Here is a 25,923-nt window from a genome sequence, read left to right as displayed (position 1 = left end):
TATGCAGAAATTTAAAATACTAAGTACTTCAGAAGTAAAGGAAATGCTTTCTTCCCTAAAAGTGATACCCAAATCTATTAAAATATTCTTCCAGGCCAGCAAACTGATATTTGTACTGACCATTATTATTAATATTATCGGGGGTATTGTTCCTGTAATTTCCGTAAATATTTTTGGCAGCCTGATTAATGCCATTTCAGCCAAAGACTTAAATCTTTCCCTTAGAATTTTAGCAATCTATATCGGGATAAGTTTTTTGTCAGGTATGATTATAAGCTTTAAAACTTTTTTATTTACCAAATTTCAATTCTTGTTGGATTATGAATTGATTAACAGGTTATTGGATAAATGTGCCATTATGTCTTTGGAAGAATTTGAAAATTCTGATATACAGGATCAGCTGCAGCATATTCTTTCCCAGGTGGGATTCAGGCCTTATAATATCTTTACTACCACATTGACACTTGTAACGTCCATTACTACCATACTTTCATCTGTTTATATCATGCTGATGTGGCGGCCGTTGTCGGTATTCTTGATTATTGTTCCGGCGTTTGCCTTTTCAATATTCTACTTATCCATAAGTAAAAGAGAGTTCCAGACAGAAGAAAGAAATGCAAAGAAAGCCAGAAGTATATGGTATTACGAATTTTTACTTACAAAGGATCAATCATTTAAGGAAGTTAAAATTTTTAATTTAGCCAGACATATTATAAAAAGGCATAATGATTTGAAGCAAAGCGTGATTAAAGAAAATTTATACAACACCAAGGTACGGCTGATTATTTCTGTTGTATTTGATTTTGTTGATCAGATCTGTATGGCAGTACTCATGATATTAATCATATTCTCCGTAATTGCAGGTGAAATCTTAATTGGTAACGCCGTTGCACTTCTAAGAATTATTAACATGATGTTTGATAGCTTTAACAGTATTATGAATATTATTTACAGCATAAATCAAAACAGTTTGTATATGTCAAAATTAATCAATTTTCTTAATAAGCCCGGAAATGGGAATAGTGAAGAAACATACAAACTAAACGATTTAAATCAGATTGAGATAAATAATCTGACATTTGCATATCCGGAAACAGATAAAATAGTTCTTCAGAACATCAATATAAAAATTGATAAAAACCAAAGGGTTGCATTGTTTGGTAGAAATGGATCTGGTAAAAGTACATTAATAAAACTATTATTGGGATATTATTTAGTGGAAGACGATATGATTAAGATGAATGGAATCCCATTAAATAAAGTCAATATTGACAGCTTACATAAATTAACAGGTATATTATTCCAAGATTACTGTAAGTATGAACTATCGGTAAAGGATAATGTAGGATTCGGTAACATTGATGAAATCGATAATGAGGCTCAGATAAGAGAGTCACTAAAAGAAGCTGGCATAGATTTTCTTCCACCAGATTTAAATCAGCAGCTGGGAAAATGGTTTTCAGATGGAACACAGTTATCTGGTGGGCAGTGGCAGAGAGTAGCTCTGGCCAGGTGCTTTTTCAAAAAAGCACAAATGTATATTTTAGATGAGCCCAATGCTGCGCTGGATAAAATGGGTGAGAAAAAAATAATGAACACATTTTTTGAACTTACAAAAAACAAGATAGGTGTATTTATTTCTCATAAAATTGCTCATGTCATGTTAGCTGATAAAATAATTTATCTGGACGAAGGAAAGATCGTTGCTGAAGGCACACATGAAGAGTTATTAAAAACATGCCCTTCTTACAAAGAAATTTATGATCTGGAATTCGATATACCCCAAAATGGAGGCTGATTATGAATTTACTGAATGAAAAAAAGCGCGAATTGGATAATTTCATAATAAATATATCAAAAAAATTATCCGACGCAGAGTATGTTCAGGGGATATTTGTTTCAAATAACACGGAGTATCGATGTACTTCAGTAGCAGTATCGTATCCCGCATTATGTATATTATTTTCGGAACTTCAATTAAATTTTCCAGATTATGGTTTTGATAATTATGCCCATAAATATCTGGAGATCATAAACGACTATATGGGAAAAAACAACATCTATGATATCTCCCTGTTTGATGGGCTATGCGGAGTGGGATTTGCTGCACATTGTATGTCAGACCATGGGAAACGATATCAATCATTTATTAAGAGTCTAAACGAGTATATAGTTGATATCGCAGAAAGTAATATTCAGAAGTACAAAGAACTTCCATTAAACGAACTATTTTATGATATTATGTATGGATTAACCGGTACAGCCAATTATCTGTTGAATTTTAAATCCGAGCCCAATGTGAAAGAGACTTTGTTGCACATTTTGCAATATTTAACGGATATTTGTAAAGCAGGGGACGACAATATTCCCCGGTTTGCCATCCGGTCAGATGAGAGTCAATTGTTTCCTCTGGAAAATAGTCCGGAGATACGATACATAAATTTAGGGGTTGCACACGGGATACCTGGCATACTTTTAATATTATGTAAGTCCTATGAGTCGGGAGTATATGTACAAGACCAGCTGGAAGCGATAAAATATCTGTCAGAATTTATTTTTAACAGCTGTATAAAAGACAGTGATGATATATTTTGGGAAACTCAAAAAATATTAGGGATGGAACAGGAGAAAGCAGTACCATCCAGAGATGCATGGTGTTATGGTACTCCAGGTGTGGCGTATTCATTATTGATTGCATCAAAAATCCTTAATAATGATAAAATGGGTAAGCTTGCGATTGATAGTATGAAATTATCTTTGAAAAGAATGCGGCAGGTTATCTCACCTACTTTTTGTCACGGTCTTTCTGGCTTGTGCTGCCTGACCAGAAAATTCTATGAATACACAGATGATGAATTCTTTTACGAGGTGTATATGAAGATATTGGATCATTTACTGGAATCCTACAGTGATCAATATCCGTTTGGATTTAAAGATATAGAAATAGAGGAAGGGCATATCGTAAATAAGGATGAAATAGGACTCTTAACAGGAACCAGTGGAGTGATTCTGACTATTTTATCTTGCTATCAACCTGCTAAAACTCAATGGGATTCCATATTTTTATTATAGAAAATTTCATAATTGTAAAAAAGAGAGCTATTGCAAAAATAGATGAATAATTTATTGGAGCAATAGCTTTACTTTTTTACTGAAATTAGGGGTATGTGTTGAAAATGGAATTCTTTGGTTAATCGAGATTCCCACCCTCTCAGAATTTAATTGTAACAACCCCTCCGGACTTACTGTTACTTAGATAAAGCTGACCTTCGTGGGTTTTGACTACCTGTGCGGCAAACCAGAGACCGAGACCATTATGGCCGTCTGCACCACGGGCCGTATCTCCACGCCACAGTCGTTCCGTTGCATGTTGTAAAGCCGCCTTACTAAATCCAGGGCCATCATCACAAACAGTTACCTGCCAGCCGTCATCTGCCATATTGCCTGTCAAATATACGTTTCCACCAACTGGTGAATGTTCTATGGCATTTTGTACTACATTTACAAGGGCACGAAGCAGACGATCTTTTTGAACGGTTGCTGAACCGTTAAGGCTGTTCTGGACTTTCATGCATACGCCCCTTGCTTCTGCAATAGCCGTAGTGTTAATGATCAGCTGTTCAAACAGAGCGCTCAGGCTGATGCTTTTGAAAGCCTCCTCCTCACCTGCTGAGGCTTCAAGAAAACTTGTAACATACTGCCTGGCACGTTCATTACTGGATGCAATTGTTTCCACCATCTTACGACTGCTTTCAGGGAGTTCTTCATCAAGCAGCAACTCAGCATTACCTCCCACCAGGGTGAGTGGAGTTTTTAAATCATGGGCCAGCGCGGCTATCTCTGCTTCCCGTTCCTGCTGTGCCGCCCACTGGGAAGACAGGGAATTGTACAATGCATCTCTCATATGCTCCATTGCATCAAGTGCCTGATCGTATTCCCGAATTCCTGCGTGTGGAATTATAAAATCCAGTTCCTGTGCACCTACCTTCCGGCTAACCTCGCCAAACAGCTTCAGCTTGGCAGCAAGACGCTTACGAAGCCACAGGGTGTTAAACAGCAGACAAAGCACCAATGCTGCCCCCAGTGATGACAGCCACATATATTCAAAGGGGGGAAGGGTATTCCGCAGAACAGGATTAGCAAACTCTGATCTGAAATAATATCGAATGATTATCGTGCTTCCATCTCCATAAGTGTGTCTGGAAACACGCATATTAGAGGCGTCTTCATATAAGAGACTGGTCAGTATTTTCAGTTTCTTACCTTTGGTGTTGCTTTCCAGAACTTTGCCGTTCCGGTCAAATAAAGCATAATCTGGCAAAAAATCATCACCTGGAGAAACGAAGGCTTCCGGGTCACCAGCCAGCATTTTTTCTATCTGTTCGCTGGAAGTATAAGCATTATAGAAAAAGCCGGCGTTTACAAGCCGGATAAACAATCCATACCATAACAGGCAGCATAATAGCATGCAGCCAACCATGATGATGACAAAGCGTAAAAGGACATAGGATAAACTTACAGATCTTCGTTTTTTCGCCATTTGTAACCTACCCCCCAGATTGTATCGATAGGACTGATACCGTGGGCTTTCAGCTTAGCACGGATATTTTTAATGTGCTCCGCGACAGCGGACGGATCTCCCTCTGCGTCAAAGCCGAAAACGGCTTCGTATAATTGTTCTTTCGTAAATACTTGTCCGGCATGAAGTGCCAGATGTTCACAGATCGCATATTCACCCTTGGTAAAGGGAAGTGTGTGTTCACCGGCAAATGCCGTTTTTGCCTGTATATCGAAACGGACGCTGCCTCGTCTAATTATGTGGGTAGGCTGACGCACTTCTCTCCGAAGATGGGCGCCTACCCGGGCACGGAGCTCTGCAATACTGAAAGGCTTTTTAATGTAATCATCGGCTCCCAGGCCAAAGCCCTGGACGAGAGCCGAATCTTCTGCCTTGGCGGTTAAAAACAGGATAGGGCAATCCACTTCGGTACGGATCCGCCTGCAGAAAGAAAATCCATCCTCGCCGGGCATCATTACATCAAGAAGCAAAAGATCGTATAATCGGCATCTGGCAGGCTGTAAGGAAGCAGCATTTGCTTCCGTGTCCACCTGGTAACCATCTTTTTCCAGAGCAGTGCGTACCAGAGCCAGCATATCCAGGTCATCGTCGATGACTAATAGTTTTGGCATAGAATATCCCCCTAATCTTACTCTTGTATAACTCTGCCTTCCCATCTACTATACCATAATATTGTGAGAACCAGAACAACCGAAGTAATAATAGTCAGAGAAATCACTCCAGGAATAACCGTTCCACTGGTCAGGCCAAAATAATCTTTTAAAAACCGCACACCCCATTCCCAGGGAATGGCCGGCCAGATTTTATCACCAATGTAATTTTCATAGTAACCGGCTAAAATTGTACCTGCTATTCCTGATAAAACGGAGACACTGAAACCAAATTTAAAAGCAATGGGTACATGTATAAAATATAAAAACAAGTTACTTAATAAAAACGAGCAGAATACGAAAAAATAGGAATTAAAGTCCATAACGTTCATATTTAGAAAAAAATTCACTCCAATATAGAAGCATAGCTCGTATAGTATGATACTTGTGGCAGACAGGAACAGCAGAAACAATAATTTACCAAGATAAGCACTTCTTCTTGATCCCACAATCCCCAGAGCATTTTGAACATTGCTGATATTTCGGTCTAAATTAATAAAAATTGGTACAACAAAACTAACAAACATAGGATAGCAGATTTGTAACAAAATGAAAAACAGCCGAACATCAGAAAAAAGGCGGTATCCACCAGAATTGTAATAAACTAAAAATAAGGTTGTGATTATCACAGGAGGCAGCAGATGTAATAGTAAAAGCGGAGTTCGTTTTATTTTTGTAAAGTTAGAGAAAAACTCTCTTGCAATTGTCAATTTCGATACACCCGCCCTCTGTACCAGTGTGCAAATAAAAATGTAAGAACGACTGCAGTGAGCATGCTTACTACCACCAGCAGTGAACTCTGACCCAAACTCAGAATCTGTCTTGAACCTCCCTGTACTAATAATCCATTTGGCAATACTCCGAATAAGGAAATCATAAATCTGGCGGTCCAGCTATATGGAATAAACCAGAATATAGGCGAAAGAGAAAGAAACAAATCGCCAAGTCCAGTAAAAATCAGGTTAATGATCATAGAACCAACGAATCCGGCCTTTTGATCCAAAAACAGGCAGAAAGGGATCTGCCATAATAAAGTTACCCATAATAAGCAGTATCCTAAAACATAAGATCCGGTATGTTTAAATGCACTTAAGACACCTGACATCATGTACTCTGAAATAATAGATATCAATGAAAGTAATAATGATATCAGCAAAAGATTAAGTGCTATTAAAATTGTTTTAGAAATAAATGTATTTTTCAAGTCTATAGGCAGGCTGTATATAGTCCGGTAATTGTGTTTTTGTTCCTTATTATTTACTAAGTGGCATAATATCACAATGGATAAAGATGCAATGGGCACACACCAATTACAGACGATGGAGGCTGAAAAACCACCTAAACCAATCCCCACAGATAAAAATATAACTGCTATTAAAATTAAGGCTGCCGGAATGTATAAAATAAGTTTCCGAAACAGGGTTCGTTTAAATTTTAAGTTTTCGGCTACCAGATAGGTTTGTAACATCAGGAAGCACGCTCCTTTCTTATAATATCCATAAACAATTGTTCCAGATTTTCATTGGCATCAATTTTATCCTGATAAAGAAGAGACCCATTATTTAGGATGCCTATGTCATCGGCAACCTGCTGTATCTCGCTTAAGATATGACTGGATACAATGACGGATATCCCAGATACCGCAAATGTACGGATCATTTTCCTTAAATCTTCCATTCCAAACGGATCAAGCCCATTGGTAGGCTCATCTAAGACAAGCAATTCTGGGTCATTTAAAAGCGCTAATGCGATACCTAATCTTTGCTTCATTCCCAAGGAGAATTGGGAAATCTGTTTGTTTTCCGTATCCATTAAGTCCATTCTTTCCAAAACTTCCATGCATTTATCGGATGAGATTCCTAAAAGAGTTGCCCGAACTTTTAAATTTTCAAATGCTGTTAAGTTTTCATACAAAGGAGGTGATTCAATGAGGGAACCAATCCTTAACAGATCTTTTCTGCTCCAGGGGTGATTATCAAATATTATTTCCCCGGAAGTGGGGGTGATAATTCCTGTAATCATCTTCAGTAATGTTGATTTACCAGCACCATTAGGTCCTAATAATCCATAGACAGAGTTTTTTCTTACAGACATTGATAAATCATTAATTGCATATGTTTTTTTGAATTTTTTTGAAATGTGGTTTGTTTTTAACATATACTCGTGCATCATAACATCCTCCTTTTCAAAATCAGCAGCCGTCTTGTAACATTTCCGCTCCATAAGGGACCTCCTTTTGACTATATATTGCTATGATAACAGCTAATTTTAAGGATTTTATAAGGAAGAAGGATAATAATACCAGCTTTGTATGTTATAATTACAACAAAATAGAAGGGGGAAAGAGAAATGAATGTGTATAAAGGTGGGGCTGGTTTTTTTATAAGAGGGAGGAGTATCAGTCATAGAAGTAGTATCTGCCTCCTCATTCTTATTGTTCACCTGTTATGTATCTGCTATTATTCAACAGCGTTTGCCAACTCAGCGGAACCGCCGGGTTTTACCATAATCGTATTAAACTCTCCAGAGAAGATATCTTTATCCTTAAAAATGTCCAATCATGATGTTACAGACTTAAGAGTGGTAGAAGGGGAAAGAAAAGGCTGGGAAAAGTATTACAGGCTCTATTACACCCACTCATCACCCCGGGTTAAGGATTTAAAGGATGCAGTGCTGGTGGTACAAAGTAATAAAAAAAGTTTTCAATGTGCTTTACCTGAAGAAACATTTGAAAGATATAGTAATATTTTGACACTTGATATGGAAACGGAGACCCTTATATTAGGTCAGGCTCCGTTGCGGGTTCCTGCTCTGGTGGTAATGCGGGTTCTCCTGACAATGCTTATTGAGGGAATTATTTTTCTGCTTTTTGGATTCAGGCAAAAAAGAAGCTGGCTGGTTTTTACCGCAGTCAATCTGATTACCCAGGCAGGGCTGAATGCAATGCTTACAGGATCTGATTTAGGTAATTACTGGATATTTGGTTATCTGTTTTGTGAGATTGTGGTGCTTGCAGCAGAACTGACTGCATTTCTAACCTTTGTGAAAGAATTCAGGAAAAGACGTGTAGCGTTATATGTAATAACGGCAAATATGGCGAGCCTGATCATAGGAGGTATGGTGATTACATATTTACCGGTTTAATTGTATAATACAGTTTTTGATAACCTTTTTGATGAGCCATAGTGAAATAACTATGGCTTTTTCAACGTGCAGGCCCGTAATTACTACGAGGTAAAATCCTTAATCAGTAATAATAGTAGAATAAAATAATTATGCCCAGAAGTAGCAAAAACAATTTTGTTTTAAAATTTAAAGGGGAAAGACAAATGAATAAACATTTATTCTTATTTTGTTTTCTGATTTTATCTTTAAACGGCTGCGCTGATTCCAACATGACGGGGGGAACTGTTTTGCAGTCAGACGAAAATCAGGTCAGCAATATGGTACAGGAACCAGTTGCTTTGACAGAAGAGGAAATTAACTGGCAAACTGCATATAGGGAGATAATCGACCAGGGTGGAGGCCATCTGCCAGATCCATATCAATTAAGAGGGGAAGATGGTTTAAATTCATCTTTTTATCTGGGAATTCACGATTTTAATGGAGATGGGATACCTGAATTAATTCTGGGAGACGGGATTTCCATAAGCGTGTATACTTACTTAAACCATGGATTGGAGAAAGTCGCCGATTTGTACGAACCGGAGGGCTGGTATATGATTCATGAATTATACATTCAAAACAATTGCCTGATTCTGGTGAGCAATGGATCGGATGGATGCGGATATGTTGGATTTACTTATGGGGATGGCTCATATCTTACTGGTAAATATAATGATTTAAGTCCGGATCAGTCGGTTTTAGGCGGAGAAGATTCCGGGTTTAAAGAGTTCAATAATGTATTTCATATAACGGAACTGAGAGAGGACAGCAGAAAGTCTCTCATAAAGAGAAACAAAGAAAGAGGAGAAATAATACCAGACTGGGCGATGCTAATTTGGTAGAAACAATTTAACTAAATAAGGTTTATATAGAAAAATGCTGAATAATAGGGAGATTTCTCCCTATTATTCAGCGTTTTTTACGTGTTCCGATAAATAGTGAGTTTTTTATCTACAATCATGTTATGCGAAAAAAATAAAGATTCAGAAGAATTTAGTTTACAATATTACCCTTTTTTTCTTTTTGCCTTTTAGGAGGTAAGAAAATGGGAGAAAGCGTTCATGTAATTATTGAGGAAATAAAAAAAGGTAATAAAGAAAAATTCTTACTGATAGTAGATAAAATGACTCCACTGATTAATAAATATGTCCGCCTGTTATATAAAGATGAAAAAGAGGACATGCATTCAGAATTTGTGCTCAGTTTGCTGGAGGCCATCAATTCAATGCAATATTATAAGGAAGATGGGCAATGTGTTTATTTTTTAAGCAGAGCCCTAAAAAACAAGTTCTTAGAACAGTATAAAAAAAGCAAGCAGCATTTTGACGCGGAAGCTTCTGTTGAGGATGAGTTTTTTACTGAGATCAGCATGGATCAGCCTGTTTACGATGACTGGCTGTTTTATGAAGATCTAAAAACTATGCTCTTGAAGACAGAAGGAAAACAGGCGGTTATTCTGTGGGATATTGTCTTTCATGAGGAGTCAGATGCAGTAATTGCAGAACGCCACTCTGTGTCCCGGCAATACGTGAACCGGGTCAGAAGAAATTTTTACAATCTTTTAAAAGAGAACTATTATAAATAAGTGAAGGACTTTACAGGAGGTGCAGCCATGGAAAAAAAATTGGATTTGGAAAAAAGCGCAATGGGAATCATCAGTGCCTGGATTATGGATCAATTCGGACTTTTATTTCCTGCCATATCGTTATTAACCATACTTATGATCACGGACTACATATCGGGGATGCTGGCTTCGAAAAAGGAAGCACTGGACAATCCAGATAATAATCAGTATGGTTGGAACAGCAGGAAAAGCCGGATCGGAATTTATAAAAAGGCAAGTTATATATTCATCATTCTGGCGGCTGTCAGCACGGATTATGTGATCTATAAATTTTCTACTGAGATTGGAATTAAATTTGAGCATAAAACAATTTTTGGATTATTGGTATCTGTCTGGCTCATCATTAATGAGTTAATCTCTATTTTAGAAAATGCAGGACGAATGGGCGCCAGAATGCCGGAATTTTTACAAAAAGTCCTGACGGAATTGCGTGGGAATATAGATAAAGACTAACCCCTGATTTTGGATAATATCAGTGTGATAAATACTAATAGATAAATCAGCGCCTCTAAAAAAATATAATTTTCTAAATTCAAAAAGAGAAAGCACAATGCAGCAAGGAAACTAATAAACAGAGTACGGTCAGTTTTATGAGTCAATGTCTGGTTTTCGTCTGTGTCAACCGGCCGGTTGGGATGGTCGACTGCACCCGTGATTTTGATAAGTACCATAAAAACAAGGTACAGCAGAAACGAAACCGGGGCGCTCAGACTGTAATATTTCACAATCAGAAGTATGACAGTCATGGTGGCGCAGGAGAAAACCAGACATGAGAAATAAGACTTCAAATGCAGTCCTCCGTTAAAGGAACGAAGGGGAATAAACAATAAAAAGAAGAGCAGGCATTCCACTTCCATATGAATAAGAAATGCAATACAAAGACTGCAGACCAGATTTAAAAACAGTTCCAGAAAGCTTTGAAAGCCATATAAATAAACTTCATAATCTTCTTTAGAGATCACATCTTTTTTTAAAATATAATTGGTTAATACAATGGATAATCGTTCCATATTACCCTCCCCCTGATCAGTAATTTGTTATTTTTCCGGCTCCTGATATAAGATCACAACCGCTTTAAATATGTTTCCCTCAACCTGTGTGATGGCTTCCCCGTTACAGGCGGCTACCGCCTGTTCAATGGAAAACAGACCCAGGCCATGATGGGAGGGATTTTTCTTAGTGGTAAGAAAATGTTTCTGCCCGTCTGTGTATCGCTCCCCTTCAAAGGTATTCCAGACAACAATGGAAAGAATCCCCTTCTGATAAGACATTTCCAGATCAATTTTTGGATGTCCGCTATTCATCTGGCGGCAGGCCTCCAGGGCATTTTCCAGCAGGTTTCCCAGTATAATGGTGAGATTTCCGTTTTGAAAAGGCATTACCGGTGGAATAAAAATATTGGTACAGAATTCTATATTTTGTTTTCGGGCAATGGAAGATTTATAATTCACAAGTGAATCCACTACTATATTACCGCTGTGGGATATTTCATTTATTTTTTTTGAGGTTCCCTTTTCTAAAAAAGAAGTGAGATATGTGGCAGCCTCTTCATTTTTTCCGGAATTAACCATGCCCAGTATGCTGACTAAGTGCTGCTTCATGTCATGGCGCAATAAGCGTATTTCAGTGTTTTGGATCTCACGTTCCTCAGCCTGGCGGCTGCAAAGTTCTAATTGCTGTTCATAGAGGAGGGTTTTTTTCTGATACTCTGAACTTGCTGCCAGAGACTCAAATACTTCGAAAATAATATAGTTCATAAACAGCAGTAAAATACCCGATATAAAGGAGAAAAGAACTTCATCCTCAGCCGTGCTGCTGATAAGAAAAATGTTATGCATAATGTAAATACTGCCGGCAGGAACCATTAGTAAAATCGCCATATACCGTAAGGAAATATCTCCTGTACTTTTATGCTGAAGACAGTGTCCGGTGACAATGGCAAAAACCATCATTACTATTTTAGAGATAATGGCTCCTGAGAGACCGGCTTTATCATCTAAATTCATCATATTTAAGATCATATGTATGATAATTTCCACAAGCATCCAGATTGCACAGATTAAAAAAGAGAACAAGGCACATTTTTTATAGTTTTCTGAATAAGAAATACTGGTTACCAGAAAGACAAAGACCATGTTAAGTAAAAGGGTCAGTGCCGGAGGAATCCCACTTCCAATGCCCAGAAACAACTGGAAGAAATAATATGCGATCCAGATTATATATGTTGTGGTTTTCCTCCATGAGGGCGCGAAAAACGCGTTGATGCATTTCCGTATGACTAAAATATAAAAAAGTGAAAGAAAAGGAGTGACAACGGTTGTTGAAAGAATTTTCATACTATTTTCCCCCTGCTTTCTTACTGGCCAGATCACATAACTGTTTTCGGATTTTCTTTTGCCTGTCTTCGCTGATTTGCAGTGTGGTTGACTTACCTCCGTTTTCAATTACAAGACTGGAAAAATTCATGGTGCTGACATAATCATAATTAACAAGATAGGATTGGTGTATTCGCAGGTAACGCTGCTTGTTTCCGGCCAACTCATTTTCCACATCGTTAAGCTTTCCATAAAAAAATTCTTCTCTCCCATCTTTTAAATAAATGTATACAACCCGGTTGCGGCTTTCAAAGTAGACTACATCCTTTAAGGCTACCTTTTTAATTTCTTTATTAAAATTAAATTGGAAATAAACATTATTTTCATTGATCCGCTCATATGCTTGTTTGAAATACCGGGAGAACTTTGCCGTATCAAGCGGTTTGGAAAGAAACCGAAACGGCTCCACCTCAAATAATTCTTTTAAATACTGTTCGTATCCGGAAATATAAATTAATAATGCAGTCTTATCAATCTCTCTGATGTGGCGTGCAGCCTCGATTCCGTTTTGCTGTGACATTTCTATATCAAGAAAAATCAGGTCAAATAAGTTACCAAGATGTACATATTTTGTCAGCATGGATCCATCAAAAAATACGTCAACTTCAATTTCAATACCGTTTGCCAAAGCTTCTTCTTTGATTAAATTTTCTAACATTCCTGTAAACAGAACGTCATCATCACAAATTGCTATTCTTAACATACGTACCCTTCCCCGTTAAAACTTTTTCCTTTATTTATGCAAAAATGAAACATCTATATCTGTATATCGTACGATACCTCCCATTAATTAAAAGAGAGAATTAGGAGCTTTTGTCGCATTTTGTCTAATTGAATAAATTAAAAATTACTTGCAGGCTCGAAATTTCAACATGGTGTGATATTTTCAATGGAAATATAATATTTTCTTATTGCACTAAAAATTATATCACATTTTAATATCGGAGGTAACAAAATTGAAACACTATCTGCTTTTCATTATTTTTCTTTGTACCGTGTTTTTAGTTGTAAATTTAGTTCATCTCATTCTGGAAAAAAATAATAATCGAAAAACAAACAGAAAAATTTATGTAATAAATATGATGACGGCTGTTGTCATTTCCAATTGTATTGAGTGGAGTGAAATGCAGTTTGAGAGGAGAGCCACATTTTTGGGGGAAAGCTTTATATCCCTGCTAAATCTGGTTAACATTTTGCTGTGTCTCGTTCTGGTGCTGTTCATGTTTTTTTATAAAAGTGACAATGGGAGGATTCATGAGTATCAAAATCGGGAATAGTTACGAGCAGAGCCGTAATTTTTACAACTTGTCTCTATATTGCTGTTGTTTATGTATAATTGCATTATCTTAATGTCTTTATAATAATGGAGGTAGAAAGAATGAAGGGTAAAAGTAATATCGCAGCTAAATTCATGGAACAGGTAGCTAGAAAATCTGTGGAGCTGGCATCTGAAAGCAGATGCATGTATATCTATCACCAGCCGAAGATGCCGGATCTTAAGAAATTTAAGAAATAAGCACCAGGGCAACTATAATTACATAATTTTCTGCAGGACATGATATCCTTTGAAAAAGTTGGCTATAATTTTAACAGGACTTCCTCGAAGGGAACCAATCATGGAGGGCAGATAATGAGAATTCCAAAACACATCGGTATCATTCCTGATGGAAACAGACGTTGGGCTGTGGAGAATGGCATAAAAAAAGAAGAAGGGTATGATAAAGGTATCTCACCTGGTATGACCCTTTACCGTCTTTGCAGGGATCTGGGTGTAGAAGAGATGACCTTTTATGGCTTTACCGCAGATAATACCAAACGTCCGTCTGTACAAAGAGAAGCATTTTCCAAGGCCTGCGTAAAGGCTGTGGAGGTGTTGTCTAAAGAGAATGCCCAGCTTCTGGTTCTTGGGAAAACTTCTTCGGCCATGTTTCCGGACGAGCTTAAACCATATACCAAAAGGGTGTGCTTTGGTACAGGAGGAATGAAAATCAACTTTCTCATCAATTACAGCTGGGAATGGGATTTGGGACTGTCAGACGGAACCATAGGTCCTGAGCTTAAAACCTCTGATGTATCCAGAATGGATTTAATCATCCGTTGGGGGGGAAGGAGAAGACTTTCCGGCTTTCTCCCGGTTCAGTCCGTTTATTCGGATCTATATGTGGTAGACGATTACTGGCCGGATTTTAAAACAGATCATGTTTACAATGCGCTGGAGTGGTACTCCAGGCAGGATGTGACCCTGGGGGGGTAAAAAAGAGAATACAATATTATTTAAGGCAGCCTTAGGGGCTGCCTTTTTTTACGTAAAACAATCTATGTATGTGTGGATTGCCTGTCATTGGTAATATGTGCTATAATAGCAAAATAAAATCTCATTAAATTATGTGAATTACACAATAAAAGGAGCCGGACTTGATCAGAAAACTACTTAACAGATATAAAAGTTATAGCATAGCAAAAAAAACTCTAATTATTTTGCTGGCAGGTTCCATTGTACCGTTAATGATCATGGAGACAATCACCTGCATGATTGCGGCCAGCACATTAAAACGTCAGACAGACATTTTGATGGAAAGTAATATGAAGCTGTCACAGAAGGGACTTGAGGATTATTTTTCCCAGTATGACAGCATTATCATGTCCATCTATACAGAAAACCAATACGCACTGAAGCTTGAAAAATTAAATGTCTGGGATTCCAGAAATTATTATCTCATAAAGAAGGAACTGGAAGATGATCTGGAAAATATATCTTACTTACATCCGGAGATTCTGGGGATTGCGGTGGTAACGCAGAAAAAAGAGTGTATCGGGTATGACTCTGTTACCAACAGCACCATGAACAGCTTCTGCTTTCCAAACGGGGATAAAAGCTGGCTGGAAGTGGCAGATGAGACGTTTTTAAATACCAGGACAGTTTATTCTGACATGATTAACCGGAAGGAAGATAACGGAACCAGCCGGAATATTATTTACCTGGGTCACAGGATTGCAGATATTAACAATTACAGACAGGGGACGGTAGGAAGTATTTTAATCTGCCTGGATGAAGAACGGATCAGGGAGACGTATTCTCAGGAAGACAAGCAGGACAGAACCGTCTCCTTTCTTTGTGATACCAATGGAATCATTATCTCCAGTAACCGGGCAGAGCTCATAGGAACAAGAATTGAGCCGGCGACTAAGGCGCGTTTTTCCAGCATCTACACAAAACCAGTTTTAAATGGTCAGTATGCGCTGGTTACCATACGGGATAACAGAGAGCTTTTGAAGGATTTTAAATACATTTTCGAAGTTATTATCCTGTTGACAATCCTGATTATCATCACAAGCATTCTGATCATGCTCCGGTTTGCCCAGTCCCTTCAGGTCAGGGTGGAGAAGATCACATCAGCTATGGATAAGGCTTATAAAGGGGATTATACGGTCCAGATCAGCCATTCCTGGCAGGATGAATTCGGAACCATTGCAAGGCATTTTAACCACATGGTCACAAAGATAGACCAGTCAGGCAGGATGGAAAAGGAAGCTCTTTTAAGAGAGAAGAATGCGGAGCTAAAGGCACTGGAAGCGCAGATCAATCCACACTTTCTTTATAATACCCTGGATGCCATTAACTGGATTGCAATAGAAAATGAACAGTTTTTAATCAGTAAGATGTTAAAAAACCTGGCCAATATTCTGCGGTACAGTATCCATAAAAGCAATGGCGTGGTCACTGTAAGAAGCGAGACAGAGTATTTGAAGCAGTACATATTTCTCCAGCAGCAGCGTTTTTCCTTTTCCTTCCACTGCATTATGGATATTGAAGAGGAAGTGATGGATCTTAAGATGCATAAGCTTTTATTTCAGCCTCTCATTGAGAATTCCATCAATCATGGTTTCCCAGGTAAGTCAGGAGAGGATTTAATCACCATAACCATCAGAAAAAAAGGGGAGAGGCATCTGATGTTTGAGGTGAAAGACAATGGAAAAGGAATGGATTTAGAATTAATCCATGAACTCAATCATTACGATTATTCCGCCAGCTCTCTGGAGGGAAGCATTGGTGTGAGAAATGTGATCATGAGAATCAAGTATTACTATGGCGATGAGGGGCATTTTGAAATTGAGTCAGACGAAAACGGGACAACAGTGAGGGCAGAAATATTATTTGAATAGCAGGCAGGAGGCAGGACAGGCATGAGAATTCTCGTTGTAGAAGATGAACCCAATACAAGAAACGGAATTATTAAAATTATCGAGACCTATACCGGGCATCAGGTGGTGGGTGGAGCAAGTGATGGTGAAACGGGACTTTCTGAGGCTTTGCGGTTACAGCCTGATGTGGTCATCACAGATATTAATATGCCTCAGATGAACGGCCTGGTCATGATTGAACGGATGAGAAAAGAGGGGTGTGAGGCCGTTGCAGTTGTACTGACCGGCTATTCGGAATTTGAATATGCTCAGAAGGCAATTCAGCTGTCTGTGGTGGAATATCTTTTAAAGCCTTTGAGCGTAGAGGATATTATGAGTGTGTTAGAGACTGTGGAAAACAGGCTGTCAAAGACAAGGGCAAAGACGGTATCACCCCAGCAGCTGCTGTTTTCCCTGCTGACAGGAGAGTTAAAAGAAGAGGCCATGAGGCAGTTTGCAGGTGAAATCCGTTACCAGAACGGTCAGGAGATTTCTCTGTTTTTAATACAGTCGGAAAGCATTCTGGAGGATACCACAAAGCAGATGGCGGAACTGTTAAAGGATCGTCTGGAAACAAACTGCCTGACCAGCTTTTATACCTTTCTGCTGCCTTATGAAAGGCAGATACTGGTGATGATATTAGACGGACAAAGTGTACGCTATTTAAAAAATCTGTTTCAGACCAGAATTTTAAAAGAACTGAAGGAGAAGGGAGAATTTCTAATTAGTTTTGAAAGCATCAATGGGATTGGAGAATTAAAGGATGTCATCCGGCAGATGCAGGACAGCTTATCTTACAGTTTCCTGTTCTCTGAAAGCTGTATTATTGATCAGGAGCTTAAAAAAAAGCTGGCTTTTGAGCGGATTGATTATCCGGAATATTTGGAGCATGGAGTAAAGCGGGAAATAAAGAATGGAAATCAGGACGGTATCAGACGTATAGCGGGGCTATTTGAGGAACAGGTAATATTACGCAGAGAGCGGCCTGAAACCATAAAAAACCATACGGTACGTTTTGTCATGGCAATTCTTGATACAGCAAGAGAACTGATGAAGGAAAAAGATATAGACGGATTATACCAGTATCTCTTAAACGATATGATGAAAACCGGAATCAGAGAGGTATTTTTAAATAATTACTGGAAGATTATTGGTATGGTGACAGATAAAAGGGACAGCGGGGCGCTGACAGACAACGGAATGATTTTAAATGTCATTGGATTTATAAGACAGAACTATGCCAGGGAAATATCCCTGACTGATGCGGCGGAACTGGTAGGAATCACGCCGGAATACTTAAGCAAGCTGTTTACTAAGGAAATGGGAATCAACTTTACCGCATTTTTAGGGGAATTCCGTATAAGTGCGGCAAAAAAGCTTCTTGCCTCCGGTAAATATAAAATCTATGAGGTAGCGGAGCTTGTGGGGTATAAGGATACCAAGTATTTTAACAAGGTGTTTCGTTCCATTGCAGGAGTCTGCCCGTCGGATTACAGAAAGGGGGTATAGATCTTGAACCGAAGAATTGGTAAATTACTGATTTTAGCCTGGACCGTTATATTTCTTTTGCTGATGGGGGTTCTGGTTAATTTCAGCAGGGAAACCAATGTGGTACACCGCCCTGGAAATGCAGAAAAAAAGCTGGTAATTATGGCAGTTTACAAAGAGGATAAAAGTGATGAATACTTAAAGAAAGTACTGGATGAATATTCTTCCATACCCGGTAATCCAAAGGTGGTTACTGAGTATGTGGCTCAGTCTGCATTTCAAAAGCAGCTCTGTCTATATAAGGATCAGAACAGTCTTCCTGACTTAATTATCTGTGACAGTGTGATGACGCCTGCACTTCAGTCCATGGATATACTTAAGGATCTGTCTGATTATATGACGGGGGAGAGAACCAGCCGGTTTTTAAAGCATGCCTATGGCAGCTGTGTGGTAAATGGAATCTGCTATGGTGTTCCCTTTACCAGCAATCCATATGTGGTGTTTTATAACAAAGATCATTTAGCCAGGTACAAAAAAGAGATCCCCGATAATATGGATGATTTTTATAATCTTTGCAGAGAGACCAAAAGTCTGGGGACCTACAACTTTGGAATCGCAGTGAAAAATAAGGAGGATATTGCTTCCAGTTTTCTTCAGCTGGTCTATTCAGCAGGGGGGAATCTTCGAGGTTTGGATTCGGATAACAGCTTAAAATTGTACGAGATACTTGGGAAAATGAGGGATGAAGGAATCATTGCCCAGGACGTAATTAACTGGAATCAGAAGGATCTTATGCAGGCATTTTCCAGTGGCTATGTAAAAATTGCGGTTGCCAAGCTAAGCTCCATGTCACTATTAGAGCATTCCGCCAGCCAGATTAATTATGAGATAGCGGAAATTCCTTATATTCAAAAGCAGACTTTTTTATTTCAGGGGGATATGATCGGGGTTACTGAGACTGCAGATGAGACGGAAGCATTAAAATTACTGGATTACATAACTTCCCCGGAGGTTTCTGAATCTTATTATAGAAACACCTATAGCCTTTCTGTCAGAACTGATGTGTGTGTCAATCCCGGGAAAATGCGGGGACTTTCTGATGGGTTTGTAGAACGGGAGCGAAACCAGAGTGTTTTAAAAAGCACCTATTCCACATGGTTTATTATTTCCGATTCCATTGCAGGGGCAATGTCGGACTTTTTCGGGGACAAATCCATGACGCCCCAGGCAGTTGGGGCAAGGCTTCAGGGAGAAATCCGCAGCGCCATTCTGGAACGGTAAATCAGAGGTTAAAATTACACCCCTTTTCTAAAAATTTGGAATACACCGGGGAAATGTCATATGCTATGATTCATCTAACAAATAAAAAGGAGAGGGTATTATGAAAAAAATGAAACGGATTCAGGCAGCAGCGCTTGCTTCAGTTATGGCGCTTTCCTTAACGGCTTGTCAGGGGGCAGGAGGCAAGTCAGAAACCCAGGGAGGAAGTACAGCGGCAGCCACACAAAAGGAGACGGAAAAACCGGCTGGTCAGACAACAGCGGCAGCGGGAAAGACAAAGATCAGCATTACCTATCGAAATGATGGAAGCGATGTGCTGAAAAAGTGGTTTGAACACGCCTATGAAACCTATGATAAGAAAGATTCCATTGAGCTGGATATTGCACCGATTACTGCATCAGAGGGAGATTATTTTGCAAAGGTGGCTCTGGCTCTTCAGTCTGCTGATACGGCACCGGATATCGTATGTGAAGATACCTTTCAGCTGCCCTCAGATGTGGCGGCCGGATATTTAACCAATCTTTCCAGCTATTTAAAGGATTATAAGGAGTGGAATGACGGAACCTTCTACGGAGCGCTGGTAGATGGCGTTACCTATGATGACGGAAGCGTATATGGAATTCCTTATTGTACAGATACCAGAGGGCTTTGGTATAACAAGGATGTATTTGCGGCAGCAGGACTTGATACCAACTGGCAGCCAAAAACCTGGCAGGATGTCCTTGATACATGCAAGGTTATTAAAGAAAAATGTCCGGATGTAGTTCCATTCTGGTGCAACTCCGGCGTAGCAACCGGCGAAGCAACTTCCATGCAGACCTATGAGATGCTTCTTTATGGAACAGGAGAGCAGCTTCTTGACAATAACAAATGGATTGTAAAAAGCGATAATATTTTAAAATCTCTGAATTTTGTCAGCACCATTTATAAAGATGGTTACGGTCCTTCCTTATCAAAAGTATTAAATGGTGAGGCAGGCAACATCGCGTCCAGAGAGTATTTACCAAAAGGCAAGTTAGCCATCTCTTTAGACGGTTACTGGATGACTGGAAACTACAAGGAGACAGGAGCTGCACCATGGCCGGAGTATAAAGATAAGCTTGGAATTGCAGCGATGCCCACCAGTGAAGGACAGGCGCCGGGCAGTGTTACCATGTCAGGTGGCTGGGCATTATCCATACCAAATCTGTCGGATCAAAAAGATGCAGCCATGGATTTTATCAAACACTGCATGAGCTATGATGTCTACTTAGATACCATTATTGCTCAGGGAAATATTGCCACAAGAACCGACATTGCAAAAGATGCTTCCTATTCCTCCCAACCGTTTATGGAAACCTGCACCGGCTTCCTCTCAGGAGCGTTCTACCGTCCTAGAAACAGCCAGTATACCACCGTTACCACCCACATTCAGACGATGGTGGAATCCGTCGTGTCCGGTACCAGCCCGGAGGATGCAATGGCACAGTATCAGTCAGATGTGACCAACAGCGTAGGCGCGGAAAATGTAGTGGAAAAGTAAAGTCAGAATGAGGTCAGAGAGGGCAGGTTAGTTCAGTACCTGCCCTTCCCTTTACCCGCATTCCATAAGGAGGCAACTATGAATAAAAAACAAAGCGGTCTGTTGGAAGAGGCGAAAAAATCGGTGCTGTTAATGCCGTCAGTCCTGCTTCTGCTAGTTTTCTTTGTCGCGCCCATTCTGCTAACGGTATATTACTCCTTTACAAACCTGGCTTTGTCAGGGGAGAATGCCAGGCAGTTAAAATTCATCGGACTGAGTAATTATTTTACCATGTTTAAAGACAGAACTGTCCGAATCAGCATTGTTAACACTCTGGTATTCCTGCTTGGAAGTCTGATTGGGCAGCAGGTATTAGGTTTTATCATCGCTCTTAATATGAGAAATAAGAACAGGGTTTTCAGAGGGATTGTAGGTCCCATTTTTTTGGCAGGCTGGATTATGCCTGAGGTAGTAGTAGCTCTTTGCTGCAGCACGTTTTTTGGAGACAGCGGAACCTTAAACCAGATCTTTTCTTTTTTCCATCTGCCGCAAGTGGAATTTTTATTTGCAGTTCCCATGCTTACGGTAATACTGGCAAATATCTGGCACGGAACAGCATTTTCCATGATGAACTTCCAGTCAGCCCTTGATGGGGTTCCAGCAGATATTGAGGAAGCGGCAAGAGTGGACGGAGCCGGGCCTTTTCAGACCATGATCCGGATTGTCCTCCCATGCATTAAAAATACCATTGCAACCAATACCATGCTAAATACTCTGTCCACTCTTGGAGTGTTCGGATTGATTTATATGATGACAGGCGGCGGTCCGGGAACAAAAACCCTGACTCTTCCCATCTTTATGTACAGACAGGCATTTATTTCCCAGCAGCTGGGATATGGAACTGCCATATCCATGATCCTCCTGGTGATTGGAATTGTTCTGAGCGTATTTTATACCAGAATTATGAGAAATGATTAAGGAGGCAACCACATGTATTGGAAATTTCGTAAAACAATCCCTTACCTGGTACTGACAATTTTAGCTGTAATATTTGCCCTGCCTCTTCTCTGGATTTTACTTGCCTCCTTTGATGCCAATGCTTCCCAGGCAGTGAAAATGCCAACTCAGTGGACCATGGAGAATTATAAAACCATACTGCTTAATCAGGCAAATCAGAGAGCGTTTGGAAATGGGCTTCTCATCTCCTTGGGGCAGTCCGTACTGGTGGTGCTGATTGCAGGATTTGCGGCTTATCCTCTGTCAAGATACGAACTTCGTTATAAGAACATGTTTTTATATACGATTTTATTTATGACCTCACTTCCCATTACAGCTGTGATGGTTCCCGTATATAAAATGTTTCTGACCGTTGGATTGTATGATAAGATTGGAGGGCTCATATTATTTCTTACGGCAACATCCATGCCGTATGGAATCTGGCTGATGAAGAATTTTATGGATAATGTGCCAGTGGAGCTGGAAGAGGCTGCGTGGGTGGATGGGGCTTCTGCTTTTGACAGCTTAAGAAAGATTATTGCACCTCTCATGTTTCCAGGGATTTGTGTGGTTTTTATTTTCACCTTTTCAGGAAGCTGGGGCAATTTCTTCGTGCCTTATATTTTGCTGCAGACCCTGGATAAGTTTCCCGCTTCGGTGACACTTTATCAGTTTTTCGGACAGCATGGAATGGTGATCTATGGACAGTTGGCAGCGTATTCCGCAGTTTATGCAGTTCCTTCCATTGTCCTTTATGTTCTGTCTCAGAATTACATGTCAAAAGGCTTTAATATGGCCGGAGCAGCCAAGGGCTGATAAAAAAAGGAGGAAATTCACGTGATTTTAATAAAAGAGAGAATCGGCAAGCTGTTAAGTGATTTACAGTCTTTGATCTATAAAGAAGACATTCCGGTATCTGAGTACCGGATGCTCAAATCAGCAGAACGGTTTGAGCATATCAGTGATCTGGATACCAAGTCTTGGGAGGTGCTGTCAAAGGAAGAACTTTGGGGTGGACACAGGGAGTATTACTGGTTTGAAGCGGAAGTTACCATACCAGAGGAATGGGAAGACCAGTGTGTGGTTTATGAACTGCGAACAGGACGGGAAGGTTTCTGGGATGCCACAAATCCTCAGTTCAGTATTTATGTAAACGGAATCAGGCGCCAGGGGCTTGATGTAAATCATCGGGAAGTGCTTTTAACCAGACAGGCAAAAGCAGGAGAAACCTTCCGGATTATTTTGTCTGCTTTCACGGGAGACCAGAACTTTAAGCTGGTGATGGATTCTAAAATCCGCATTCTCGACCAGGAGACGGAACAGTATTTTTATGATGTATCCGTTCCCTATGAAGCAGCAAAACTGCTGCCTGACGGTGACAGCAGCTGCATCACCATCTTATCGGCAGCAAATGAATCTTTGAATCTGCTGGATTTAAGAAAAGAGTATTCTCCTGAATACTATGAGAGTTTAAAAAAGGCTTCCAGATATATGAAGGAAGAATTTTATGACCGCTACTGTGGCGGTGAAAGTAAAACCATATGCTGCGTGGGCCATACCCACATTGATGTGGCGTGGCTGTGGACTTTAGCTGTTACAGAGGATAAAGCAGTGAGAAGCTTCTCAACGGTTCTGGAGCTGATGAGACAGTATCCGGAATATGTTTTCATGTCCAGTCAGCCCCAGCTTTACAAATATGTGAAAAAGAACGCTCCCGATGTGTATGAAGAGATTATGAAACGTGTAGCAGAGGGAAGATGGGAAACAGAGGGCGGCATGTTTGTGGAGGCGGACTGCAATTTATCTTCTGGAGAATCACTGGTCAGGCAGTTCCTTCACGGGAAGGAATTCTTCCGGGAAGAGTTTGGAACAGACAATGTGATTTTGTGGCTTCCAGATGTATTCGGATATTCTGCAGCGCTGCCCCAGATTATGAAAAAATGTGGAATCCGGTATTTTATGACAACCAAAATCAGCTGGAATGAATTTAATAAAATGCCCTATGACACCTTCTACTGGGAGGGAATTGACGGAACTAAAATCCTGACTCATTTCAGCCCCAGCAGGGAATATAATAAGGCGGCAGTTTCAGGGGGAACGGAGACAGAGCATTTTACCACCTATAACGCGTATTTAAATCCCACCTATGTAAAAGGTGCCTGGGAACGGTATAGTCAGAAATACTTAAATGATGAAGTGCTGATGTCCTTTGGGTATGGGGACGGAGGCGGTGGTCCTACAAAAGATATGCTGGAAAACCAGAGAAGGCTCGAAAAAGGAATTCCAGGCTGTCCCAAAACCCAAATGACAACCTCAAGACAATTTTTTGAAAATCTGGAACAGGACATAAAGGGACAAAAGTATCTGCCATCCTGGGTAGGAGAGCTTTACCTGGAATATCACAGGGGAACCTATACCTCTATGGCGAGAAATAAAAAATACAACCGCAAGTCTGAGTTCCTTTTTGAAAATGCGGAATGCTTCGGAATGCTGAACCGGATACTGACAAACAGCTCCTATCCGAAAAAAACCATAGATGAAAGCTGGGAAGTTATTTTAAGAAATCAATTCCACGATATTCTCCCAGGCTCATCCATCAAAGAGGTATATGAGGATTCCAGAAACGAGTATGAGAAGATTACAAAGACCGGGAAAGAATTAGTGGATCTGGCGTTGGCTGAAGTGACGAAACAGATAGCCGGGACTAAAAACACTCTGGCTGTCTTTAATCCCAACAGTGTCTCAGGGGAAGGACTGGTAACCGTAAAGCTGCCGGAAGGCATGAAAAACCCTGGAGTCACAGATGGAGAAAACAGGCTGCCGGTTCAGATCACGGAAGATGGAACTCTGCTATTTGGTGTATCCGGGGTACCCTCAAAGGGCTATCGCACCTTTGTTCTGACTGAAGATAATGGAAATGGGGCTGAAACCACCCTCACAGCAGACGTGAAGCGTCTGGAGAACCAATACCTCCGTGTTATTTTAAATGAGAAAGGACAGATATCCTCTATCTTTGATAAGGTTATGGAACGTGAAGTCCTTCCGGATCAGAAATGCGCCAATGTGCTGATGACCTATGAAGACCGTCCCCACAATTACGATGCCTGGGATGTAAATAATTATTACGTGGAAAAATCCTGGGAAATTACCGATGTCTCCTCCATGGAACTGGTGGAAAACGGCCCGGTCCGTGCCACGGTCTGTGTAAAGAGAAAATACCTGGATTCTGTTATCTGCCAGTTTATTTCCCTTAACTTTGACAGCCCTGAAATTTTCATCCGCAATGAGATTGACTGGAAAGAAAAAAATATCTTTATGAAATCCATCATACCCGTTGACGTCCATACAGACGAGGCTGTCTTTGATATTCAGTATGGAAATGTAAAGCGGAAAACCCATTATAACACCATGTGGGATTATGCCAGATTTGAGGTTTGCATGCATAAATGGCTTGATGTTTCCGAGGGTGATTACGGAGTCAGTGTATTAAATGACTGTAAGTATGGCTGTCACGTTCACAATGGAGAGATTGGAATTTCCATGTTAAAATCAGCGGTATATCCAAATCCTGATGCAGACAAGGAACATCACAGCTTTGTATTTTCCATCTATCCACATAAGGGGGACTGGAAAGAGGCAGGTACTCCAAAGAGGGCTTATCTTCTTAATAATCCAATGACTGCAAGAATAAAGGAAACGGATGAAGGCAGTCTGCCAGGTGTGTTTTCTCTTGTTAAAACGGATGCAGACAATGTAATTATTGAAGTGGTAAAAGAAGAACGAAACGGTGATGACATGATCATCCGCTTCTATGAGACTGCAAACCAGCGAACCACGGGAAAGATGATCTTTGGAACTGAGATTCTTGGTATTTGGGAATGCAGCATGCTGGAGGAGGAGGAACAGGAAATCCCATTTACAGACGCCATCCCATCCTACACTATAAAGCCTTATGAAATTAAAACCTGGAAAATAAAACTGAAATAGGCAGTCTGATCATGCTCCTTCCTGCTTGCATAAATGAACAAGCCGTAATAGAATGGATAAGAGAATTTCTATTGGGTTTGCAGGGAGAGGAAGGT

23 protein-coding genes are annotated in these 25,923 nt (G+C 40.0%); 15 read left to right on the top strand and 8 right to left on the bottom strand.

What is annotated here, in order from left to right; translation table 11 throughout:
- Position 1 precedes the first annotated feature (1 nt).
- Positions 2 to 1,798, top strand: a complete 1,797-nt coding sequence (locus ACOAOT_RS15980) for an ABC transporter ATP-binding protein (protein WP_420217908.1) — start codon at positions 2 to 4, stop codon at positions 1,796 to 1,798.
- Positions 1,799 to 1,800: 2 nt separating this feature from the next.
- Positions 1,801 to 3,072 (top strand): lanthionine synthetase C family protein, encoded by a 1,272-nt coding sequence (locus tag ACOAOT_RS15975; protein ID WP_420217907.1) that lies wholly within the window; start codon positions 1,801 to 1,803, stop codon positions 3,070 to 3,072.
- Positions 3,073 to 3,211: 139 nt separating this feature from the next.
- Here ACOAOT_RS15975 and ACOAOT_RS15970 read toward each other — a convergent pair whose 3' ends face one another.
- The 5 genes from ACOAOT_RS15970 to ACOAOT_RS15950 are packed head-to-tail and all read right to left on the bottom strand — an operon-like array spanning position 3,212 to position 7,398.
- On the bottom strand, positions 3,212 to 4,540 hold the full coding sequence (locus tag ACOAOT_RS15970; RefSeq protein ID WP_420217906.1) for a sensor histidine kinase: 1,329 nt from the start codon (positions 4,538 to 4,540) through the stop codon (positions 3,212 to 3,214).
- Entirely contained in the window at positions 4,516 to 5,190 is a 675-nt protein-coding gene (locus ACOAOT_RS15965) for a response regulator transcription factor (protein ID WP_420217905.1), read from the bottom strand. The genes ACOAOT_RS15970 and ACOAOT_RS15965 overlap by 25 nt, the downstream gene beginning before the upstream one ends.
- 17 nt (positions 5,191 to 5,207) lie before the next feature.
- Complete coding sequence (locus tag ACOAOT_RS15960; RefSeq protein WP_420217904.1) at positions 5,208 to 5,939, bottom strand: lantibiotic immunity ABC transporter MutG family permease subunit; 732 nt, start codon at positions 5,937 to 5,939, stop codon at positions 5,208 to 5,210.
- The gene (locus tag ACOAOT_RS15955) at positions 5,936 to 6,697 is read right to left on the bottom strand and encodes a lantibiotic immunity ABC transporter MutE/EpiE family permease subunit (protein WP_420217903.1); all 762 of its coding nucleotides are present in this window, start codon (positions 6,695 to 6,697) and stop codon (positions 5,936 to 5,938) included. The genes ACOAOT_RS15960 and ACOAOT_RS15955 overlap by 4 nt, the downstream gene beginning before the upstream one ends.
- A complete protein-coding gene (locus tag ACOAOT_RS15950; protein ID WP_420219436.1) occupies positions 6,697 to 7,398 on the bottom strand; it encodes a lantibiotic protection ABC transporter ATP-binding protein in 702 nt (233 codons plus the stop codon). The genes ACOAOT_RS15955 and ACOAOT_RS15950 overlap by 1 nt, the downstream gene beginning before the upstream one ends.
- A 180-nt stretch (positions 7,399 to 7,578) precedes the next feature.
- Here ACOAOT_RS15950 and ACOAOT_RS15945 point away from each other — a divergent pair, with 180 nt between their 5' ends.
- From ACOAOT_RS15945 to ACOAOT_RS15930, 4 genes are all read left to right on the top strand, one after another.
- A complete protein-coding gene (locus ACOAOT_RS15945; protein WP_420217902.1) occupies positions 7,579 to 8,373 on the top strand; it encodes a hypothetical protein in 795 nt (264 codons plus the stop codon).
- A gap of 185 nt (positions 8,374 to 8,558) precedes the next feature.
- Positions 8,559 to 9,236 (top strand): hypothetical protein, encoded by a 678-nt coding sequence (locus tag ACOAOT_RS15940; protein WP_420217901.1) that lies wholly within the window; start codon positions 8,559 to 8,561, stop codon positions 9,234 to 9,236.
- Positions 9,237 to 9,439: 203 nt separating this feature from the next.
- Positions 9,440 to 9,979 carry a sigma-70 RNA polymerase sigma factor region 4 domain-containing protein gene (locus ACOAOT_RS15935; RefSeq protein WP_420217900.1) on the top strand — a complete coding sequence of 180 codons (540 nt, stop codon included), beginning with the start codon at positions 9,440 to 9,442 and terminating at the stop codon, positions 9,977 to 9,979.
- A gap of 27 nt (positions 9,980 to 10,006) precedes the next feature.
- Positions 10,007 to 10,471, top strand: coding sequence for a phage holin family protein (locus ACOAOT_RS15930; protein WP_420217899.1), 465 nt, complete (start codon positions 10,007 to 10,009; stop codon positions 10,469 to 10,471).
- Here ACOAOT_RS15930 and ACOAOT_RS15925 read toward each other — a convergent pair.
- From ACOAOT_RS15925 to ACOAOT_RS15915, 3 genes are read right to left on the bottom strand one after another with little or no spacing between them, the layout of a single operon-like run.
- The gene (locus ACOAOT_RS15925) at positions 10,468 to 11,028 is read right to left on the bottom strand and encodes an accessory gene regulator ArgB-like protein (protein ID WP_420217898.1); all 561 of its coding nucleotides are present in this window, start codon (positions 11,026 to 11,028) and stop codon (positions 10,468 to 10,470) included. The two genes, ACOAOT_RS15930 and ACOAOT_RS15925, sit on opposite strands and share 4 nt — an antisense overlap.
- Positions 11,029 to 11,055: 27 nt before the next feature.
- Positions 11,056 to 12,354, bottom strand: a complete 1,299-nt coding sequence (locus tag ACOAOT_RS15920; protein WP_420217897.1) for a sensor histidine kinase — start codon at positions 12,352 to 12,354, stop codon at positions 11,056 to 11,058.
- 1 nt (position 12,355) lies between these two features.
- On the bottom strand, positions 12,356 to 13,096 hold the full coding sequence (locus ACOAOT_RS15915) for a LytR/AlgR family response regulator transcription factor (RefSeq protein WP_420217896.1): 741 nt from the start codon (positions 13,094 to 13,096) through the stop codon (positions 12,356 to 12,358).
- Between the two features lie 675 nt (positions 13,097 to 13,771).
- Between ACOAOT_RS15915 and ACOAOT_RS15910 the strand changes: the two genes are divergently transcribed.
- The 9 genes from ACOAOT_RS15910 to ACOAOT_RS15870 all read left to right on the top strand — a co-directional run bounded on the left by ACOAOT_RS15910 (position 13,772) and on the right by ACOAOT_RS15870 (position 25,828).
- The gene (locus ACOAOT_RS15910) at positions 13,772 to 13,909 is read left to right on the top strand and encodes a cyclic lactone autoinducer peptide (RefSeq protein ID WP_170819707.1); all 138 of its coding nucleotides are present in this window, start codon (positions 13,772 to 13,774) and stop codon (positions 13,907 to 13,909) included.
- A gap of 114 nt (positions 13,910 to 14,023) precedes the next feature.
- On the top strand, positions 14,024 to 14,647 hold the full coding sequence (locus ACOAOT_RS15905; protein ID WP_420217895.1) for an undecaprenyl diphosphate synthase family protein: 624 nt from the start codon (positions 14,024 to 14,026) through the stop codon (positions 14,645 to 14,647).
- A gap of 161 nt (positions 14,648 to 14,808) precedes the next feature.
- Positions 14,809 to 16,557, top strand: a complete 1,749-nt coding sequence (locus ACOAOT_RS15900; protein ID WP_420217894.1) for a cache domain-containing sensor histidine kinase — start codon at positions 14,809 to 14,811, stop codon at positions 16,555 to 16,557.
- A 21-nt stretch (positions 16,558 to 16,578) separates the two neighbouring features.
- On the top strand, positions 16,579 to 18,084 hold the full coding sequence (locus ACOAOT_RS15895) for a response regulator transcription factor (protein ID WP_420217893.1): 1,506 nt from the start codon (positions 16,579 to 16,581) through the stop codon (positions 18,082 to 18,084).
- A gap of 3 nt (positions 18,085 to 18,087) precedes the next feature.
- Complete coding sequence (locus ACOAOT_RS15890; RefSeq protein ID WP_420217892.1) at positions 18,088 to 19,344, top strand: ABC transporter substrate-binding protein; 1,257 nt, start codon at positions 18,088 to 18,090, stop codon at positions 19,342 to 19,344.
- 100 nt (positions 19,345 to 19,444) lie between these two features.
- Positions 19,445 to 20,866: an extracellular solute-binding protein gene (locus tag ACOAOT_RS15885; RefSeq protein WP_420217891.1), complete on the top strand. Its 1,422-nt coding sequence runs from the start codon at positions 19,445 to 19,447 to the stop codon at positions 20,864 to 20,866.
- A 78-nt stretch (positions 20,867 to 20,944) separates the two neighbouring features.
- Positions 20,945 to 21,823, top strand: a complete 879-nt coding sequence (locus ACOAOT_RS15880; protein ID WP_420217890.1) for a carbohydrate ABC transporter permease — start codon at positions 20,945 to 20,947, stop codon at positions 21,821 to 21,823.
- A gap of 12 nt (positions 21,824 to 21,835) precedes the next feature.
- The gene (locus ACOAOT_RS15875; RefSeq protein WP_420217888.1) at positions 21,836 to 22,657 is read left to right on the top strand and encodes a carbohydrate ABC transporter permease; all 822 of its coding nucleotides are present in this window, start codon (positions 21,836 to 21,838) and stop codon (positions 22,655 to 22,657) included.
- A 21-nt stretch (positions 22,658 to 22,678) separates the two neighbouring features.
- Positions 22,679 to 25,828 (top strand): alpha-mannosidase, encoded by a 3,150-nt coding sequence (locus tag ACOAOT_RS15870; RefSeq protein ID WP_420217887.1) that lies wholly within the window; start codon positions 22,679 to 22,681, stop codon positions 25,826 to 25,828.
- Positions 25,829 to 25,923: the final 95 nt, after the last annotated feature.

This window comes from Lacrimispora struthionigena, from assembly GCF_048627165.1.
Classification (GTDB): Bacteria; Bacillota; Clostridia; order Lachnospirales; family Lachnospiraceae; genus Lacrimispora.
This window is presented reverse-complemented; position numbering and strand designations above follow the sequence as displayed.